This window comes from Bacteroides sp. FSHCM14E1 (assembly GCF_019633785.1).
In the GTDB taxonomy this organism is placed as follows: Bacteria; Bacteroidota; Bacteroidia; order Bacteroidales; family Bacteroidaceae; genus Bacteroides; species Bacteroides hominis.
Genome location: NZ_JADKYL010000002.1, coordinates 392,723 through 409,364, shown reverse-complemented (window position 1 = coordinate 409,364; position 16,642 = coordinate 392,723). Strand labels below are relative to the sequence as shown.

Here is a 16,642-nt window from a genome sequence, read left to right as displayed (position 1 = left end):
TTGAGATTATGAAAAAGAAACTCGTGATGGTAGCAGTGCTCCTGGGTGCTTTGTCACTGGGAGCTTGCGTTGATAACAACGAATCGACTTCAGTAGAGGCAGTGCGTAATGCGAAAGCTGAGCAGTTGAAAGGCTTGGCAGCATTGGCAAATGCACAAGCTGAGGCTACGAAAATTACAGCTGAAGCTGAGGCTGCATTAAAAAATGCACAAGCTGAATACCAGAAAGAAATGACTGAAGAGGCTAAACAGAAATTTGCTGTTGAAATTGAACGAATTAAAGCCGAGGCGGAAAAAGCAATTGCTGAAGCAAAGAAAGCTGCTTCTGAAGCTGAACTGGCTATTTTAAAAAATGCTGATGAACGTGTTCAGTGGTTATACGGACAGTATACTATAGCTGCTGGTGAATTGGCTGTTTTGAATGAAAACTTTCTTACCAGAACAGCCGGTCTTGCTCAGTTAGAAGCAGGTATAACTACAGCAGAAGCAAATGCTAAGATTAACACTATTACTTTGAATAGAAGTATCGCAGCGGAAACTGCTAAATTGGAGGTTCTGAAAGACCCAGTTAATGCAAATATTGATAAGGATGCGCTTAACGCTAAAAAGGAGGCTGCTCTTCAAAAGTATAGGTTAGCCAATAGTACAGTGATGAATAATGAAGGTGCTGCTTTGGATGCAGACGCCAAAGGTATTCAGGAGGCTATTGATGCTTTGGATAGAGATGCAATTGATGAGGTAAATAATCTTTATTATGGTGTCGTTGCATTTACAGGAACAGAATATTTGCAGTGGGAATCGACTACTGGTATTAAATCTGATGTTGTTAATTTAGGGGCTTATATAAGTGAAAGCCAAAAACTTGAAGCAGAAACATCTTTTGCAAATCGTGTAAAAAATGCTGCAGATGCTTTGGGTACGTCAGCAGATACTAAGGATAAGAATACTGCTTATGGTCGTCTTGCTTCTGCTAATGCACAGTTGGAAGATGCAAATAAGATGGGTGAAACAACAGATGCAGAAAAGGAGGCTAAAGAGCAAGCTATAGAAAATGCAAAGCGTGCAATTGCTTCTGCGAAAGATGGTATTGTGATTGCACAAGCTGAGTATGATAAAGAAAAGGCTGCTTCTGATGAATTTGCTGCTGCTCTTGCAGCTGTTGATGTAAAAGCATATAATGATGCCGTTAGTGCAATTGTAGCATTGGTTAAAGCGAATGAAACTGTTGCTAAAGCATTTAATGATGCAAATGAGACTCCGATGAAACTTTGGAGTGAGTATAGTGTTCTTAATGCACTTTATAATAATAGTCAGAACCTTGAAGAATTAATTGCTCAATGTGAATTAAATATTGCTCAGGCTAAGGAACAGATTAAATTCTATGAAGCTAATATCACGAATGCTGAGGCTCAATTAGCTAAGGGAAAAGAAGAGTTGGATAATCTGGAAAAAGAGATTGCTGCTAAGAAAATTATTGTTGACAATGCAAAAGCTGCGTTGGATGCAGAATTAAGAGCTGAATAATCACCTAAAGTAACGGCAGAAAACAACAAATCAAAAAAAAGTATCGTATGAAAATAAAAAGACTTTTAGTGTTGGCCGTTCTACCCATGATGTGTCTTGCAGCTAATGCACAGAACTGTAGTAAAGATAATACTCCTAAAAAAGGAGACTTTACGGTAGCGGCTACTGTTGGATACAATAGTTACACAAATGTCACAGCCCCTTCGGGGCTGCTGACTGACTATGAAGTCAGAGCGCTCTCAACCAACTGGGCAGACAAAAAGCTGATGGTTGGTTTTGAAGGGGGCTGGTTCTTCAAAGATCAGTGGAAACTAAATTTGGGTGGCGGTGTCAGCTTCACGAATAACCCCGGTTATCCGGCTGTTCCCGGTACAATAGACGAAAATACGGAGATCGGTGATGGGAGTATCCCTAACTACCGTGCCGTAGCCGATGCTCAGTCGTTCGCCTATAATGTGTCGGCAGGTGTTGATCGTTATTTCAACATCAAGCGTGTTCCTAACCTGATGTGGTATACAGGCGTTCGCGTAGGTTTTGCTTACGGCGAAAATGAAATGAAGTATGATGAAGAGACCTCTATGGGCAAATCGGTTGCCGAAAGCTGGAATCTTCGTGCCGCCTTGACTATCGGTGTCGATTACTATGTTCTTCCTGCCCTCTACGTCGGTGCGCAAATCGATCCGTTTGCTTATACGTACAACAAGACCACGTATAATCCGCAAGCCGGTCTTGGCGATCTGTCGGCAGACAGCCATAACTACAGTGTTTTGGCAGCTCCGACATTGAAGATCGGATTTAAGTTTTGACCTCTATCTCCATCCGGCCGATAGGTTATCGGTCGGGTGGGTGATTTTATAAATAAGTCCATTTATTTATACCTCCCCGATGTCCGTGACGGCTGTCGGGGATTTTTATTTATTGTCTTCTTCAAAATCAAAGTCAAAATCAAAGTCATCCATAAATTCCGGAGTAGTGAATTCTTCAATGCTTCGACGGTCTTTTTTAGTCGGGCGTCCGGTGCCTCTTGCGCGATCAATGAAACCACTGATTTTGCTCATTTCCAAAAGTTCGTATTGATCGGGTGTCGTTACGTTTTCCATCATCTCGGATACAAGTTTTGCTCCGATTCGTTTCTCGATAGCTTGTAATACTTTGAAAGAGTATGTAATGGGGGGCTTTTTTACTTGAATTACGTCTCCTGGCTTTATCATACGAGATGCTTTCACAAACGATCCGTTGATGCTGATTCGTCCTTTTTTGCAGGCCTCAGCGGCGATGGTGCGGGTTTTGAAGATGCGGACTGCCCACATCCATTTATCTATTCTTGCTTCAGGCATTGGGTTATAAATTGAAAATGAATTATTATTTTTTGTTGAATTGATTCATCGTTATGTCGATTCCTGCCAAACAAAAGCTTTTGGCAATCTCTCCGGCTGTCTCCAGGCGCTCGTTCATTGTTGTCCAGTCTTCTTCCGTAAAATGTCCTAATACGAAATCAACTTGTCCGCCCTTTGGGAAGTCATTGCCAATGCCAAATCTCAACCGTGCATAATTCTGAGTTCCCAAGATAGCTGCGATATGTTTTAATCCGTTATGACCTGCATCGCTACCTTTGCTTTTCAGACGTAATGTTCCAAAAGGAAGAGCCAGGTCATCAACGATGATTAGCATATTCTCCAATGGAATATTTTCCTTTTGCATCCAATAACGCACGGCATTGCCACTTAGATTCATAAATGTCGAAGGCTTCAACAGAATCATTTGTCTTCCTTTTACAGATAGGGTAGCTGTAAAGCCATAACGACCGTCCTTGAATGATAGGTTGTTTGCTTTAGCCAAAGCATCCAACACCATAAAGCCTATATTATGGCGAGTTTCATGGTATTCTGGACCAATGTTGCCTAATCCGACAATTAAGTATTTCATATCTTTCAGTTTATTTGTTTTTAAATAAAAACGCAGATTAACACAGATGTGAAATCTGCATTAATCTGCGTTTGAATGATATCTCTAATAAAGGATAGCGATATTATTTTCCTGCTGCAGCAGCTGCACCTCTTGCCGCACGAGTCAACTTAACGGCACATACAACAGCTTCTTTTGCATTCAGAAGTTCCAGTCCTTCATAGCTCAATTCGCCTACTTTAACTGTTTTGCCAAGACCCAAGTGAGATACATTGACAGTCAGTTTCTCAGGAATAACGTTGTACAAAGCTTTAACTTTCAGTTTACGCATCTGCAATGCTAATTTACCACCGGCTTTCACACCTTCAGCAAGACCTTCAAGTTGTACCGGTACTTCCATTACGATAGGTTTAGCTTCGTCAATCTGATAGAAGTCTACGTGCAGGATAGTATCTTTTACAGGGTGAAATTGAATGTCTTTCAAAATCGCATTCACTTTTTTACCATCGATAATCAGGTCTACTACGTGGATGTGCGGAGTATAAACCAGATTGCGAAGTCCTTCGTTAGTCACTGTGAAGTGAACAACTTCTCCACCACCGTAAAGTACACAAGGTACACCACCGTTGTTACGAATTTCTTTCAAAGCTCTTGCCTGTTCAGAAGAGCGTTCTGCAATTGTTCTTGCAGTTCCTTTAACTTCAATTGATCTCATTTCTTGAAATTTTTTGTGTTACTCTAAATTAAGTTATTTTGCTTGCTTAATTCACCATCACACGATGTGATTATCACACGATGTGCAAAAAGCGGTGCAAAAGTACACTTTCTTTCTGAAATATCAAAGAATTGATGTTTTTAATTATTCAAAATCAATATCTATTTTAATTTCACTATCTAAAACTACAGTTTCAGTTTCGCTTTCAGATTCGATTTTTTTTCCGGATTCTAATTCTTCGGTATATTCTTGATTCTGATTGATATAACTGATCGCTTGTTCAAGACCGGACATGAATTTACCAAAATCTTCTTTATACAAAAAGATTTTATGCTTTTCAAAACTTACCTGGGAATCGTCTCCTTCTCCCATTACGACTTTTTTGCTTTCAGTGATAGCAAGAAACATTTCATCTTTACGGTTCTTTTTAACGTCCAGATAATATATACGTTTACCAGCTTTAATCGATTTGGAGAATACAATCTCTTTATCATTCATGTCTGTTCCTATTTTCTTTTTAAAATCTTCCATATTGTTAGGTCTGTTTATAATTGGCTTCAAAATTGGATATTTTTTTTAAACCGTCAAAAGAAAAAGGAAAGAGAATGAAATACTGCATTAAAAAATGTGATTTATTTGCGTAAACTCATTAAAAATGTCTACTTTTGCAATTCGTTAATAACAGTATTAATTAAGATTATGATTAACAGAGTTCTTATTCGTCTAAAGATCATACAGATAGTGTATGCTTACTATCAAAACGGCAGCAAAAATTTAGACTCAGCGGAGAAAGAGTTGTTCTTTAGCCTCTCTAAGGCTTACGACTTATACAACTATTTGCTGATGCTTATGATTGCTTTGACGGAATATGCACAAAAACGCATTGACACAGCGAAAGCTAAATTGGCGCCGACAAAAGAAGAGTTGTATCCTAACATGAAGTTTGTGGAAAATAAGTTTATCGCACAACTTGAAGTAAATAAACAATTGAGCGAGTTTATAGCTAACCAGAAAAGAACCTGGGCAAACGATCAGGACTTTATCAAAGAATTGTACGAGAAGATTATTGCATCCGATATATATAAAGAATATATGGCTTCTTCCGATAAATCTTACGAAATGGATCGTGAGTTGTGGAGAAAACTATATAAAACGTTTGTTTTCAATAATGATTCGCTGGATCAAGTGTTGGAAGATCAGAGTTTATATTGGAATGATGATAAAGAGATTGTTGATACATTTGTATTGAAAACTATCAAGCGTTTTGAAGAAAAACAAGGGGCTAACCAGCCATTATTGCCTGAGTTTAAAGATGATGAAGATCAGGAATTTGCACGGCGCTTGTTCCGTCGGGCCATTCTGAATGCCGATTATTATCGTCATCTGATCAGTGAAAACACAAAGAACTGGGATTTGGATCGTGTAGCTTTCATGGATGTGATTATTATGCAGTGTGCGTTGGCAGAAATTCTTAGTTTTCCGAACATTCCGGTCAGTGTTTCGTTAAATGAGTATGTAGAGATTGCCAAACTCTATAGTACAGTGAAGAGCGGTAGCTTTATCAATGGTACATTGGACGGAATAGTTAATCAATTAAAAAAAGAAGGTAAGTTGACAAAAAACTAATACCTTTGTCCAAATAGATTAAAAAACTAAAAAACTGATTATTTTATGAACCTATTAACTGTATTTTTTCAAGCTCCTGCTGCTGGCCCTGATGGTAGTTTGATGTGGATTATGCTGATAGCAATGTTTGTTATCATGTATTTCTTCATGATTCGTCCGCAGAATAAGAAACAGAAAGAGATCGCTAATTTCCGTAAGTCTCTCCAGGTGAATCAGAATGTAATTACTGCTGGTGGTATTCATGGTGTGATTAAGGAAATCAATGATGATTATATTGTTCTTGAAATCGCTTCTAATGTAAAAATTAAGATAGATAAGAACTCTATTTTTGCAGATGCTTCAGCTGCCAATAGCCAGTCTGCTACGAAATAAGGAACTAAAAATAAATAAAGCCTATGTTCGAACGTAGGAACATAAAGTATATTTATTTAAAATTATCAAGAAGGATTAAGGACTTTCTGCTTAGTGATAAGAGCAGAGAGTTCTTAATTTTTTTATTTTTCTTTTTTATTGCAGGTGGATTTTGGCTGCTTCAAACATTAAATAATGATTATGAAGCAGAATTTTCAATTCCTGTTCGTTTGAAAGGAGTACCTAATCATGTAGTTTTAACTTCTGAACCTCCTTCTGAATTGCGTATCAAAGTAAAAGATAAGGGTACGGTATTGCTGAACTATATGTTGGGCAAAAGTTTCTTTCCGGTAAATATCGATTTTTCTGAGTCAAAGGCCCCTAATAATCATGTGAAGATTTATACTTCAGAACTTGAGAAAAAGATTCTGGGACAGCTCAATGTGTCCACTCGTCTGCTTTCTGTCAAACCAGATACCTTGGAGTATATTTATTCTACCGGAAAGTCGAAATTGGTGCCTGTTAAATTAGAGGGTAAAGTTACTGCAGGGCGTCAATACTATATTTCCGATACCATTTATTCTCCGGATTCTGTTTTAGTATATGCTCCTGTAGCTATATTGGATACAATTACAACTGCCTATACACAAAAAGTGAACTTTGAGAATGTAGCGGATACATTGAGGCAACGAATTGCGCTTGCCGGAGTGAAAGGAGCTAAGTTTGTTCCCGGAGCGATTGATTTAACTTTGCCTGTGGATATATATACGGAAAAGACTGTTGAAGTACCATTGCGTGGTATTAATTTTCCGGCAGATAAGGTGTTGAGAGCTTTTCCGTCTAAAGTCCAGATTACATTTCAGGTTGGACTAAGCCGTTTTCGCAAAATTAAGGCAAGTGATTTTGTTGTAAATGTCTCTTATGAAGAACTTTTAAAGTTGGGCACTGATAAATATACTGTCAAATTGAAGTCAGTTCCACGTGGAGTGAGTCATATACGCATTCATCCGGAGCAGGTTGATTTTCTTATAGAACAAGTTTCTTCTTATGGCAATTAAAATTGGTATAACCGGTGGGATAGGCAGTGGCAAAAGTATTGTTTCACGGCTACTTGAAGTAATGGGGATTCCTGTCTATATTTCAGATGAAGAGTCCAAGAGAATTGTAGCGACCGATCTTGTTATACGTAAGGAACTGTGCGACTTGGTAGGAGAGGAGGTTTTCTTAAACGGTAAATTAAATAAGGTCTTATTGGCTTCATACCTTTTTGCTTCCTCCATACATGCTTCTCAAGTCAATAGAATCATACATCCGAGAGTTAAAGAGCATTTCAGGCAATGGGCTTCACACAAGGGTTGCATGGATATTATAGGTATGGAATCAGCAATCCTTATAGAGTCGGGGTTTGCTGATGAGGTTGATTATATTGTGATGGTTTATGCCCCTTTAGAAATAAGGGTGGATCGTGCAGTTCGGCGTGACAATGCTTCGTGTGAACAGATAATGCAACGTATTCGGAGCCAAATGAGTGATGAAGAAAAGTGTGAACAGGCTTCTTTCGTTATAATAAATGATGATGAGAAACCGTTGATACCACAGATTTTAGAGTTAATTGCTTTCCTATATCAAAAGATTCATTACCTTTGCTCCGCAAAAAATAACTAATATAAAAGTAATATACTATGTTAAAGACTATTTTGTCTATCTCCGGTAAACCGGGATTGTATAAGCTTATTTCGCAGGGGAAAAATATGTTAATTGTAGAAACAATTGATGCGACTAAGAAACGTTTTCCTGCTTATGGTAATGAAAAGATTATCTCTTTGGCAGATATAGCAATGTACACAAACGACTCAGAAGTACCTTTGCGTGACGTATTGCGTTCAATAAAAGAAAAGGAAAATGCAGCTATGGCCTCTATAGATGTGAAGAAGGCTACTCCCGAGCAACTACGCCAATATTTAGCTGAGGTTTTGCCTGATTTTGATCGTGACAGAGTGTATGTGAATGATATCAAGAAATTGATCTTATGGTACAATATTCTTGTTTCTAACGGAATTACAGAATTTGGTGAAGAAGCTGCTGCTGAGGCGGAATAAAAATTAATTCTGTTTCTTTTAGTTAAAAGCGCAATATCCCTTACTGAAAGGGGGATATTGCGCTTTTATTTTTTATCATACCCCAATAAACAAAAGGCTCCTTAAGCTGTTCTTGCATAACTATATAAAATTTGCATAGAATATTTTAGAGAACTTATTTGTCGTATTCAGGGCTTTTTAATTATCTTTGTTGCAATCCGTCGATACCTGAAGAGTCAGTGTTGCGAGGAATATTACACAAAAAGAACAAAAGCGTTTTTAAGATATTATTCTGTACTTGAAATCTGGACAATTTCACTATTCAGGAATAATGCAACGAACGCTCATGCTCTGCTGTATATGCAAATATATAGTATCGAGCGTGGGTTGTTGTACATTATTTGAATAGTGGCAGTCCAGAGCCTCAGGTACGATAATTGCAACGTTCCCACGCTTTTTTATATACGAAAGATTCTTTCGAGGGAACCGGGAGTGATAGGAGAGAAGGAAAGAGCATGAAAGCAACAAGAGATAGCGGTATCTGTATGAAACTGGACGATTTTACCGGAGTTTTGTCTTTGGAACGTCTGGAAGTTAATACAATGGTATACCTGTATAGTGAGCAGGGTGAGTTAATAGGGAAGATTCACTCAACGGGAGATTGTGTTACTTTTATATTGCCGAGAAGAGGCATGTATGTGCTTGTTATTCATTGTGCATCCTATCCGGTGGAGGTCAGGAGGATCACTTATTGAACTTTCAAGAAAGAGAAAAGCCGGTATACCATAAGGCATACCGGCAGATCGCTATAGTTTATAGATTCTCAATTCTTTAGTTACGAAAAACCAATCCGTCACCTTGTGCATCTACAATAATTGCTTTACTACGGTCTACTTCTTGTGCTAATAATTTCTTTGATAAATCATTTAATAAATATCTCTGAATAGCTCTTTTTACAGGACGTGCACCGAACTCTGGATCATAACCTACTTGTGAAAGAAAATCTAAAGCGGCATCTGTCAGCTTCAACTCTACTCCATTACCCGCAAGCATCTTCTGCACACTTTTGATTTGCAGCAGGACAATTTGTTTTATTTCTTTTTCCGTTAGTGGTAGAAACATGATGGTTTCATCAATACGGTTTAAGAATTCGGGGCGTATGGTTTTCTTTAGCATATTCATTACCTCTTTCTTGGTTTCTTCTACAACTTCGTCTTTGTTGGCGCTGTTCAGTTTTTCCATTTGACTCTGTATGTAGCTACTACCCATATTAGAGGTCATGATGATGATTGTATTTTTGAAATTTACCACGCGACCTTTATTGTCTGTTAACCTTCCGTCATCAAGTACCTGTAACAATATATTGAATACATCCGGATGAGCCTTTTCGATCTCGTCAAACAGTACTACAGAATAGGGTTTACGCCGTATGGCTTCTGTCAACTGTCCTCCTTCATCGTATCCCACGTATCCCGGAGGTGCTCCAACTAAACGTGAAACACTATGTTTCTCCTGATATTCACTCATATCAATACGGGTCATCATTGTTTCATCATCAAAAAGAAACTCTGCAAGTGCTTTAGCCAGTTCGGTTTTACCTACTCCGGTAGTGCCCAGGAAGATGAAGGAACCAATCGGACGCTTGGGATCCTGCAATCCTGCGCGGCTGCGGCGTACGGCATCGGATACAGCTGCAATGGCTTCATCTTGCCCGATAACACGCTGATGTAATTCTTCTTCAAGATGAAGTAACTTGTCCTTTTCACTCTGCATCATTTTGCTTACGGGAATTCCGGTCCAGCGGGATACTACATCGGCGATATCTTCAGCATCTACCTCTTCCTTTATCATAGCTGTATCCCCTTGCATTTCATGTAACTTTTTCTGGGTATCCTCAATTTCCTTATTCAATTCTTGTAATTTTCCATATCGGATTTCTGCAACTTTCCCATAGTTTCCTTCACGTTCAGCCTTGTCGGCTTCAAATTTAAGATTTTCGATTTCAACTTTGTTCTGCTGGATTATATCCATCAGACTTTTTTCACTTTGCCATTTTGCTTTGTATGATTTCTCCTGTTCTTTCAGTTCGGCCAATTCTTTGCCGATTGTTTGTAATTTCGGTTCATCATTTTCGCGTTTAATGGCTTCCCGTTCGATCTCTAACTGTTTGATTTTACGTGATATTTCATCCAATCCTTCCGGGACGGAATCTACCTCCATACGGAGTTTGGCTGCCGCCTCATCCATGAGGTCAATTGCTTTATCCGGTAAAAAACGATCAGTTATATATCGACTGCTTAATTCTACGGCAGCTATGATTGCATCGTCTTTGATACGTACATGGTGATGATTTTCATATCGTTCTTTCAGACCACGCAGAATGGATATTGTACTCAGATTATCTGGCTCATCTACTTGTACTATCTGGAAACGGCGTTCCAAAGCTTTGTCTTTCTCAAAATACTTCTGGTATTCATCAAGGGTCGTAGCACCGATGGAACGTAACTCTCCACGGGCAAGTGCAGGTTTCAAGATATTAGCTGCATCCATGGCACCTTCTCCCTTCCCGGCTCCTACCAATGTATGGATCTCATCGATGAAGAGTATGATGTTACCTTCAGATTTTTTCACTTCATTCACTACGGATTTAAGCCGCTCTTCAAACTCTCCTTTGTATTTGGCTCCTGCAACCAGTGCCCCCATATCCAGAGAGTATACTTGTTTATCTTTCAGGTTTTCAGGAACATCTCCCCGGAGGATACGGTGTGCCAGTCCTTCAACTATTGCTGTTTTACCGGTACCCGGTTCACCTATTAATATAGGGTTATTTTTGGTGCGTCGACTCAGAATCTGAAGTACACGCCGAATTTCTTCGTCACGTCCGATCACCGGATCGAGTTTGCCGCTACGAGCGGCTTCGTTCAGGTTTATGGCGTATTTTTCCAGTGATTGATAATTATCTTCACTGGACTGAGAAGTGACTTTTTCTCCTTTTCTCAATTCATTAATAGCTCTGCGTAGTTCTTTTTCGGTCATTCCTGCATCTTTCAGAATAGTAGATACAGTACTCTTTACCGTTAGTAATGCCAGTAATAAGTGTTCCAGTGAAACAAATTCATCACCCATTTCTTTGGAATACTGTGTTGCTTTCTGGAAGACTTCGTTTGCTTCCCGACTCAAATAAGGCTCACCACCCGAAACTTTTGGGAAAGAGTCAATTTGCTTGTCGAGTACAAGGGCGATTTGCTGGCCGTTCAATCCTAACTTCTGGAAGATAAAGTTAGTAACATTTTCGCCTACCTTCATCACTCCATACAGGATATGAGCTGTTTCAATGGCTTGTTGTCCCCGGCTTTGTGCCAGATTGATCGCTTCCTGTACAGCTTCCTGTGATTTAATGGTAAAATTGTTGAAATTCATATCGTTTATTCTCCTTTCTTTTTCTTATTTTCAATAACACTATTGAAGGCGCAAAAGATTTGCCATGGGTTAAAAACTGACTTTTTTTCAGCTTTTTAAGGAATGCAAAAGCCAAAATGTCATATATTTTCCTTTTTACAAGGAAATTGTGTCCGAATGCAAGGGCATTTTAGAAGTATGTTGTATCTTTATAGCCTGAATATAATTATAAAGGAATTACTATATGGACGAAAAAATAAAGTTCTCTTCGAATGTGATATTGATAGATGCAGCGTTCTTGAATTTAGTTATAACGGATCTGAAGAAATATTTTGAGCGAACATTGAAGCGTGAGTTACAAGAGATTGATCTTTCGGAATTGATAACTTATTTAGCGTTAGACTCAGGCATAACAGAAGGAGAAAATCAGATTCAAATATTAGTGGTATACGATAAGAATTCCGTCCGGTTATCTAATTGTGTACCGTCTGATTTATCTACAGAGTTGAATGGTGTAGCGTTTAAGAGTCAGTTTGGAGAGTTTTCTTTTGCCGGTGTACCTTGTGAGGAAATGGTATCCCGTGAGGAATTATATCTCGATTTATTAAATATCGTTGCAGATTCTGCCGATGTGAGACAATTGATTTTAGTCTCTTTTAATGAAGAATATGGTGATAAAGTAATGAATCGGTTGAAGAAGATTAAAAATAAAAAAACGATTCAGTTTCGTATGAATGAACCGGAGGAAATGCTGGAAGGGCATCAATGGGAAATGCTTGCATATCCGTTGATGCAAGCGTTGGGAATCAGGGGAGAAGAATTGTAATTATAGACAATAAACCTTTATATTTATGTCTGATTTTCGTCTAAAAGTATTTTTAAGTGTTGCTAAGAACCTTAGTTTTACGAAAGCGTCACAAGAGTTGTTTGTCAGTCAGCCTGCTATAACCAAGCATATTCAGGAATTGGAAACTTGCTATCAGGCCCGCTTGTTTGACAGGCAAGGGAATAAGATATCTTTGACAGAGGCAGGGAAGCTTTTGCAAGAACATAGTGAAAAGATATTGGAGGACTATAAACGGCTGGAATATGAAATGCATTTACTCCATAATGAATATATAGGTGATTTAAAGTTAGGTGCCAGTACTACAATTGCGCAATATGTGCTTCCTCCTTTATTGGCTAATTTTATAGCAAAATTTCCTCAGGTAAATCTTTCTTTGCTGAATGGGAATTCCAGAGAAATAGAAGCAGCTTTGCAGGAACACCGCATTGACTTAGGTTTAGTGGAGGGAATTTCTCGTTTGCCGAATCTTAAATATACTACGTTTTTGCAGGATGAATTGGTGGCTGTTGTCCACACAGGTAATAAGCTCTCATTACCGGATGAAATTACTCCCGAAGATTTATCCAGAATTCCTCTTGTGCTTCGTGAGAGAGGTTCGGGCACGTTGGATGTTTTTGAAAGAGCTTTGTCCGGACATAATATAAAGTTATCATCTTTGAATGTGCTTTTATATTTGGGTAGTACGGAGAGTATCAAATTATTTCTGGAACATACAGATTGTATGGGAATTGTTTCTATCCGTTCCATCAGTCGTGAATTACTTTCCGGTACTTTCCGGGTTATCGAAATCAAAGGCATGCCTATGTTGCGTGAATTCTGTTTTGCCCAACCCCAAGGGCAGGAGAGTGGATTGTCACAGGTTTTGATGCAGTTTGCCATGCATCATAATAAAAAGTTATAAAGCATAATTAGATGCAATTGGCATATACCGATAAGTAGCCGTATCTTTGCACCCGAAAAATAAAAAAGATAATAAGATATGGTATCAGCTATTACGAAAACGTTACAGACAAACAATAAGAAGGTCTATGTTTCTTTACTTTCTATTTTGACTTTATTTCTAATGTTGGATTATGTTCCAGGATTGCAGGCACTTTCTGCATGGGTAACTCCACCATTAGCTCTCTTCCTTGGGTTAGCTTTCGCATTGACATGTGGACAGGCGCATCCGAAATTTAATAAAAAGACATCCAAATATTTGTTGCAATACTCTGTTGTCGGATTAGGTTTTGGTATGAATTTGCATTCGGCACTTGCTTCCGGTAAAGAAGGAATGGAGTTTACTGTTATTTCAGTAATCGGTACACTGATCATTGGGTGGTTTATTGGTCGTAAGTTCTTGAAGGTAGATCGTAATACCTCTTATCTTATCAGTTCGGGTACGGCGATTTGTGGTGGTAGTGCCATTGCTGCTGTAGGTCCTGTAGTAAAGGCGAATGATAGTGAAATGTCTGTAGCGTTGGCTACAATATTCATATTAAACGCACTTGCACTTTTTATCTTTCCAGTAATCGGACATGCTTTAAATATGAGTCAACATGAGTTCGGAACTTGGGCTGCCATTGCTATTCATGATACAAGTTCTGTGGTAGGTGCCGGTGCTGCATACGGTGAGGAGGCACTAAAAGTTGCTACTACTATTAAATTGACCCGTGCCCTTTGGATTATTCCAATGGCATTTGCTACTTCGTTTATCTTTAAAAGTAAAGGACAGAAGATCAGCATTCCTTGGTTTATCTTCTTCTTTGTATTAGCTATGATTGTGAATACCTATTTGTTGGATAGTGTGCCTGCATTGGGGGCAGCTATCAATGGATTGGCTCGTAAGACTTTAACTATCACTATGTTTTTCATCGGGGCTTCTCTTTCATTGGATGTTGTGAAGTCCGTAGGTATCAAACCTTTGATACAGGGAGTACTTTTGTGGGCAGTGATTAGTCTGAGCACTTTAGCATATATTTATTGGTGCTGATTAAATATAAACAGAACTGTATGTAAGAGGTACGATGTATTTAGACATCGTACCTCTTACATATAATAACTATCCTATATCATTTACTCTATACTTATGTTTTTTAATTCTTTCCCAAGGTTTTTTAGTTCGTCATTCAAAGCGTTTAATTCTTCACTATAATTTGTATCTATAGTGTTCAAATTATAAGTTCCGCTTAATTCTATCATACCTTTTTGTTTGCTTATATCTTTCTTGCTGTCATAAATGATAGGTTTATTATTGGTATAGAGCCTATCTCCTGATATTATAAAGCACTGACTGGTATTTTGATACAACATTAGTTTTTTGATATCATCCGTCGTCATATCTCCTTCCATATATACAAATTTTAGGGAAGATGCTCCGTCCATTACCATAATTAGTTCTTTTATCTTACTTCCTTTACGATTTACATAGATTTCTGAACTGGAAGTTGTCCCTTTTTGTTTCATCAATAGTTCATATTTGGATGACTGCACCAAAGAACGAATATCTTTAGCCATCTCTTCACGTATCTTATTATCACGTGTAGAAAGGACCTGAACAGAATTCAAGTGTTCTGCCACCTTACCTATATAAAGGTCCTTCATAAATAAGTTCGGATTTAGTTCCATCATTGCTTTAGAGATGTAAACTGATGATACCCCTTTCATGTCGTTGTATTTGTTGAACAGATTCTTTTGTGCCTGACAAAAGAGAGGTGATAATAGCAGCACACAAACCAGAATAAATTTCATTGTTTTCATAACCGTTTATTTTTTTATTTCGTTTTTTACTTCTTGATGTATTCTTCTCATGTCAATTTGGCTTTCCTTCACTTCATTGAATCCGTTGTTCAGGTTAACGGAAATCTCCAGTAATGTCGCCTGAAACATTCGATAGGCTTCTTCCGGGTCAGAAAACGTGTCTTGCGGTGTAGGTGGACACACATTTTTACCCAGATTGTCGATACCATATCCAAGACCGACAAGTAATAATATAGTGGCTGCTATACTTCCAATCCAGCGCCAATTGTTCTTGGAACTATTGGGGCGGAAGAAGCGTTGTTCTTTCTCGGCCATTTCATCAATCAACAAGTTTAGTTTGTCCTCCAAATATGCAGGAATTTCCACATCATGATCTGCGTTTAAGTAAAGGTTAAGAAAGATTTCTTTGTCCTTCAGCAGATGTTCGGGCACTTCCGTTGTTCTGAAATAATCTCTCAGCGCCTCTTCCTGGCTCTCGGTAGTAGTCCCCTCATAAAACTTGGCGAGCAACCTTTCAATTTCTTCGACTTTCATAATTATTCCATTTATTAAATTCTTCACGTATCTTTTTCCTTGCTCGTGATAGCAGTACACGAACATTAATAGAATTCAATCCGGTAACTTGTTCTATCTCTTCGTAAGAACAGCCTTTGATATCGCGCATGTTTATGATCCGTTGCTGCTGTTCGGGTAAGTGGGCTATAATATCTTTTACCTGTCGTGCGCCTTCGCGTACTTCCAGGTTGTCCGACTGGGAAATATCCTGAACGGTAGACAGTTCTACGGTTTGTCGGGACAATATGTACTTTCCTGAGCGGAGCAAATCAAAACACATATTCTTTACCAAAGTGACACTAAATGCTTCCGGATTACTAATAACAGTCAGTCCTTCCCGCTTATCCCACAGCTTCAGGTAGGCTTCTTGCACTATATCCTCCGCATCGGCTGAATTCTCCAGTAGTCGGTAAGCTACACGGTACAGTTTGCGGTGATAAGGCAGAAACTCTTTTTTAAAACTCTCAGCATCCATGGATTCGTTTTTGTCAATGTTTATATTTGTAAGACGTAACGGGACGAATTATGTTACAAAGAAAGAGAAAAAAGAGCAAGTAATATGAAGATATTTGATGAAAAGGATGTACTTTTAATGACTTAATTAAAATGAAATACTATGAGTGAAAGTGAAATTACGAAATTGGATATTATTGTAGAGGTATTAGGTGAGAGAGAACCGGAGATACGGCGCTTGGTTACATTGGATGATCGGATAAGGACATTTGCAGAGTCTGGTGATGAAAATGGTCAGAGAATGCCAATTGAACTTATAGCGGAGTGGGCGATGTTACTGGATAAGTACTATCCGTTGGCATTGGAAAAACGGAATTCTCTGAATTGATATATGATAAACGATTGGCTGTCATTCAATGAAATACAGCCAATCGTTATCTATTGATTAGAG

Annotated in this window: 20 protein-coding genes; 12 read left to right on the top strand and 8 right to left on the bottom strand. The window is 38.5% G+C overall.

Translation table 11 applies throughout. The features are described 5' to 3' along the window. The first annotated feature begins 8 nt into the window (after positions 1-8). Together ISX59_RS04750 and ISX59_RS04745 are read left to right on the top strand one after the other, a co-directional pair. Positions 9-1,523, top strand: a complete 1,515-nt coding sequence (locus ISX59_RS04750) for a hypothetical protein (RefSeq protein ID WP_032540877.1) — start codon at positions 9-11, stop codon at positions 1,521-1,523. A gap of 47 nt (positions 1,524-1,570) precedes the next feature. Beyond that, complete coding sequence (locus ISX59_RS04745; protein ID WP_220575706.1) at positions 1,571-2,329, top strand: BT1926 family outer membrane beta-barrel protein; 759 nt, start codon at positions 1,571-1,573, stop codon at positions 2,327-2,329. Between the two features lie 105 nt (positions 2,330-2,434). On the opposite strand, the gene ISX59_RS04740 is transcribed toward ISX59_RS04745, so the two are convergent. From ISX59_RS04740 to ISX59_RS04725, 4 genes are all read right to left on the bottom strand, one after another. Then, positions 2,435-2,860 carry an RNA-binding S4 domain-containing protein gene (locus ISX59_RS04740; protein WP_005809834.1) on the bottom strand — a complete coding sequence of 142 codons (426 nt, stop codon included), beginning with the start codon at positions 2,858-2,860 and terminating at the stop codon, positions 2,435-2,437. 25 nt (positions 2,861-2,885) lie between these two features. Continuing rightward, positions 2,886-3,449, bottom strand: a complete 564-nt coding sequence (gene pth / locus ISX59_RS04735) for an aminoacyl-tRNA hydrolase (protein WP_005809833.1) — start codon at positions 3,447-3,449, stop codon at positions 2,886-2,888. Positions 3,450-3,552: 103 nt separating this feature from the next. Beyond that, positions 3,553-4,143: a 50S ribosomal protein L25/general stress protein Ctc gene (locus ISX59_RS04730; protein WP_005775921.1), complete on the bottom strand. Its 591-nt coding sequence runs from the start codon at positions 4,141-4,143 to the stop codon at positions 3,553-3,555. 144 nt (positions 4,144-4,287) lie between these two features. Further along, a complete protein-coding gene (locus tag ISX59_RS04725) occupies positions 4,288-4,674 on the bottom strand; it encodes a PUR family DNA/RNA-binding protein (RefSeq protein WP_022011925.1) in 387 nt (128 codons plus the stop codon). Positions 4,675-4,842: 168 nt separating this feature from the next. On the opposite strand from ISX59_RS04725, the gene nusB reads away from it, so the two are divergent. From nusB to ISX59_RS04695, 6 genes are all read left to right on the top strand, one after another. Further along, positions 4,843-5,769: a transcription antitermination factor NusB gene (gene nusB, locus ISX59_RS04720; RefSeq protein ID WP_005775923.1), complete on the top strand. Its 927-nt coding sequence runs from the start codon at positions 4,843-4,845 to the stop codon at positions 5,767-5,769. A 45-nt stretch (positions 5,770-5,814) separates the two neighbouring features. After that, the gene (yajC, locus tag ISX59_RS04715; RefSeq protein WP_005775925.1) at positions 5,815-6,141 is read left to right on the top strand and encodes a preprotein translocase subunit YajC; all 327 of its coding nucleotides are present in this window, start codon (positions 5,815-5,817) and stop codon (positions 6,139-6,141) included. Between the two features lie 23 nt (positions 6,142-6,164). Then, complete coding sequence (locus ISX59_RS04710) at positions 6,165-7,178, top strand: CdaR family protein (protein ID WP_005818784.1); 1,014 nt, start codon at positions 6,165-6,167, stop codon at positions 7,176-7,178. Next, positions 7,168-7,785 (top strand): dephospho-CoA kinase, encoded by a 618-nt coding sequence (coaE, locus tag ISX59_RS04705; protein WP_005775927.1) that lies wholly within the window; start codon positions 7,168-7,170, stop codon positions 7,783-7,785. Before ISX59_RS04710 ends, coaE begins: the two co-directional genes overlap by 11 nt. A 17-nt stretch (positions 7,786-7,802) precedes the next feature. Then, complete coding sequence (locus tag ISX59_RS04700; protein WP_022011923.1) at positions 7,803-8,219, top strand: DUF5606 domain-containing protein; 417 nt, start codon at positions 7,803-7,805, stop codon at positions 8,217-8,219. A gap of 524 nt (positions 8,220-8,743) precedes the next feature. Then, a complete protein-coding gene (locus ISX59_RS04695; protein WP_050418555.1) occupies positions 8,744-8,953 on the top strand; it encodes a hypothetical protein in 210 nt (69 codons plus the stop codon). A gap of 76 nt (positions 8,954-9,029) precedes the next feature. Here the strand turns inward: ISX59_RS04695 and clpB are convergent, their stop codons facing one another. Next, a complete protein-coding gene (clpB, locus tag ISX59_RS04690; RefSeq protein ID WP_220575705.1) occupies positions 9,030-11,618 on the bottom strand; it encodes an ATP-dependent chaperone ClpB in 2,589 nt (862 codons plus the stop codon). Positions 11,619-11,841: 223 nt separating this feature from the next. Here clpB and ISX59_RS04685 point away from each other — a divergent pair, with 223 nt between their 5' ends. The 3 genes from ISX59_RS04685 (at position 11,842) to ISX59_RS04675 (ending at position 14,416) form a co-directional block, all read left to right on the top strand. Further along, on the top strand, positions 11,842-12,423 hold the full coding sequence (locus tag ISX59_RS04685; RefSeq protein WP_044299557.1) for a DUF6621 family protein: 582 nt from the start codon (positions 11,842-11,844) through the stop codon (positions 12,421-12,423). 25 nt (positions 12,424-12,448) lie between these two features. Further along, complete coding sequence (locus tag ISX59_RS04680) at positions 12,449-13,345, top strand: LysR substrate-binding domain-containing protein (protein WP_005775932.1); 897 nt, start codon at positions 12,449-12,451, stop codon at positions 13,343-13,345. Between the two features lie 78 nt (positions 13,346-13,423). Next, positions 13,424-14,416, top strand: coding sequence for a YeiH family protein (locus ISX59_RS04675; protein WP_122143661.1), 993 nt, complete (start codon positions 13,424-13,426; stop codon positions 14,414-14,416). 83 nt (positions 14,417-14,499) lie between these two features. On the opposite strand, the gene ISX59_RS04670 is transcribed toward ISX59_RS04675, so the two are convergent. The 3 genes from ISX59_RS04670 to ISX59_RS04660 are packed head-to-tail and all read right to left on the bottom strand — an operon-like array spanning position 14,500 to position 16,213. Continuing rightward, positions 14,500-15,183, bottom strand: coding sequence for a DUF4252 domain-containing protein (locus tag ISX59_RS04670; protein ID WP_220575704.1), 684 nt, complete (start codon positions 15,181-15,183; stop codon positions 14,500-14,502). Positions 15,184-15,189: 6 nt separating this feature from the next. After that, on the bottom strand, positions 15,190-15,717 hold the full coding sequence (locus ISX59_RS04665) for a hypothetical protein (RefSeq protein ID WP_005775935.1): 528 nt from the start codon (positions 15,715-15,717) through the stop codon (positions 15,190-15,192). Further along, positions 15,698-16,213, bottom strand: coding sequence for an RNA polymerase sigma factor (locus ISX59_RS04660; RefSeq protein ID WP_005818801.1), 516 nt, complete (start codon positions 16,211-16,213; stop codon positions 15,698-15,700). The genes ISX59_RS04665 and ISX59_RS04660 overlap by 20 nt, the downstream gene beginning before the upstream one ends. A 141-nt stretch (positions 16,214-16,354) precedes the next feature. Between ISX59_RS04660 and ISX59_RS04655 the strand changes: the two genes are divergently transcribed. Then, entirely contained in the window at positions 16,355-16,579 is a 225-nt protein-coding gene (locus ISX59_RS04655) for a hypothetical protein (RefSeq protein WP_005809822.1), read from the top strand. Positions 16,580-16,642: the final 63 nt, after the last annotated feature.

Coding starts and splice junctions, on each gene's coding strand:
- ISX59_RS04675 (WP_122143661.1), top strand. CDS start 13,424: ATGGTATCAGCTATTACGAAAACGTTACAGACAAACAATAAGAAGGTC.
- yajC (WP_005775925.1), top strand. CDS start 5,815: ATGAACCTATTAACTGTATTTTTTCAAGCTCCTGCTGCTGGCCCTGAT.
- ISX59_RS04685 (WP_044299557.1), top strand. CDS start 11,842: ATGGACGAAAAAATAAAGTTCTCTTCGAATGTGATATTGATAGATGCA.
- coaE (WP_005775927.1), top strand. CDS start 7,168: ATGGCAATTAAAATTGGTATAACCGGTGGGATAGGCAGTGGCAAAAGT.
- ISX59_RS04660 (WP_005818801.1), bottom strand. CDS start 16,213: ATGGATGCTGAGAGTTTTAAAAAAGAGTTTCTGCCTTATCACCGCAAA.
- ISX59_RS04745 (WP_220575706.1), top strand. CDS start 1,571: ATGAAAATAAAAAGACTTTTAGTGTTGGCCGTTCTACCCATGATGTGT.
- ISX59_RS04710 (WP_005818784.1), top strand. CDS start 6,165: ATGTTCGAACGTAGGAACATAAAGTATATTTATTTAAAATTATCAAGA.
- pth (WP_005809833.1), bottom strand. CDS start 3,449: ATGAAATACTTAATTGTCGGATTAGGCAACATTGGTCCAGAATACCAT.
- clpB (WP_220575705.1), bottom strand. CDS start 11,618: ATGAATTTCAACAATTTTACCATTAAATCACAGGAAGCTGTACAGGAA.
- ISX59_RS04680 (WP_005775932.1), top strand. CDS start 12,449: ATGTCTGATTTTCGTCTAAAAGTATTTTTAAGTGTTGCTAAGAACCTT.
- ISX59_RS04750 (WP_032540877.1), top strand. CDS start 9: ATGAAAAAGAAACTCGTGATGGTAGCAGTGCTCCTGGGTGCTTTGTCA.
- ISX59_RS04665 (WP_005775935.1), bottom strand. CDS start 15,717: ATGAAAGTCGAAGAAATTGAAAGGTTGCTCGCCAAGTTTTATGAGGGG.
- ISX59_RS04740 (WP_005809834.1), bottom strand. CDS start 2,860: ATGCCTGAAGCAAGAATAGATAAATGGATGTGGGCAGTCCGCATCTTC.
- ISX59_RS04700 (WP_022011923.1), top strand. CDS start 7,803: ATGTTAAAGACTATTTTGTCTATCTCCGGTAAACCGGGATTGTATAAG.
- ISX59_RS04730 (WP_005775921.1), bottom strand. CDS start 4,143: ATGAGATCAATTGAAGTTAAAGGAACTGCAAGAACAATTGCAGAACGC.
- ISX59_RS04670 (WP_220575704.1), bottom strand. CDS start 15,183: ATGAAAACAATGAAATTTATTCTGGTTTGTGTGCTGCTATTATCACCT.
- ISX59_RS04725 (WP_022011925.1), bottom strand. CDS start 4,674: ATGGAAGATTTTAAAAAGAAAATAGGAACAGACATGAATGATAAAGAG.
- ISX59_RS04695 (WP_050418555.1), top strand. CDS start 8,744: ATGAAACTGGACGATTTTACCGGAGTTTTGTCTTTGGAACGTCTGGAA.
- nusB (WP_005775923.1), top strand. CDS start 4,843: ATGATTAACAGAGTTCTTATTCGTCTAAAGATCATACAGATAGTGTAT.
- ISX59_RS04655 (WP_005809822.1), top strand. CDS start 16,355: ATGAGTGAAAGTGAAATTACGAAATTGGATATTATTGTAGAGGTATTA.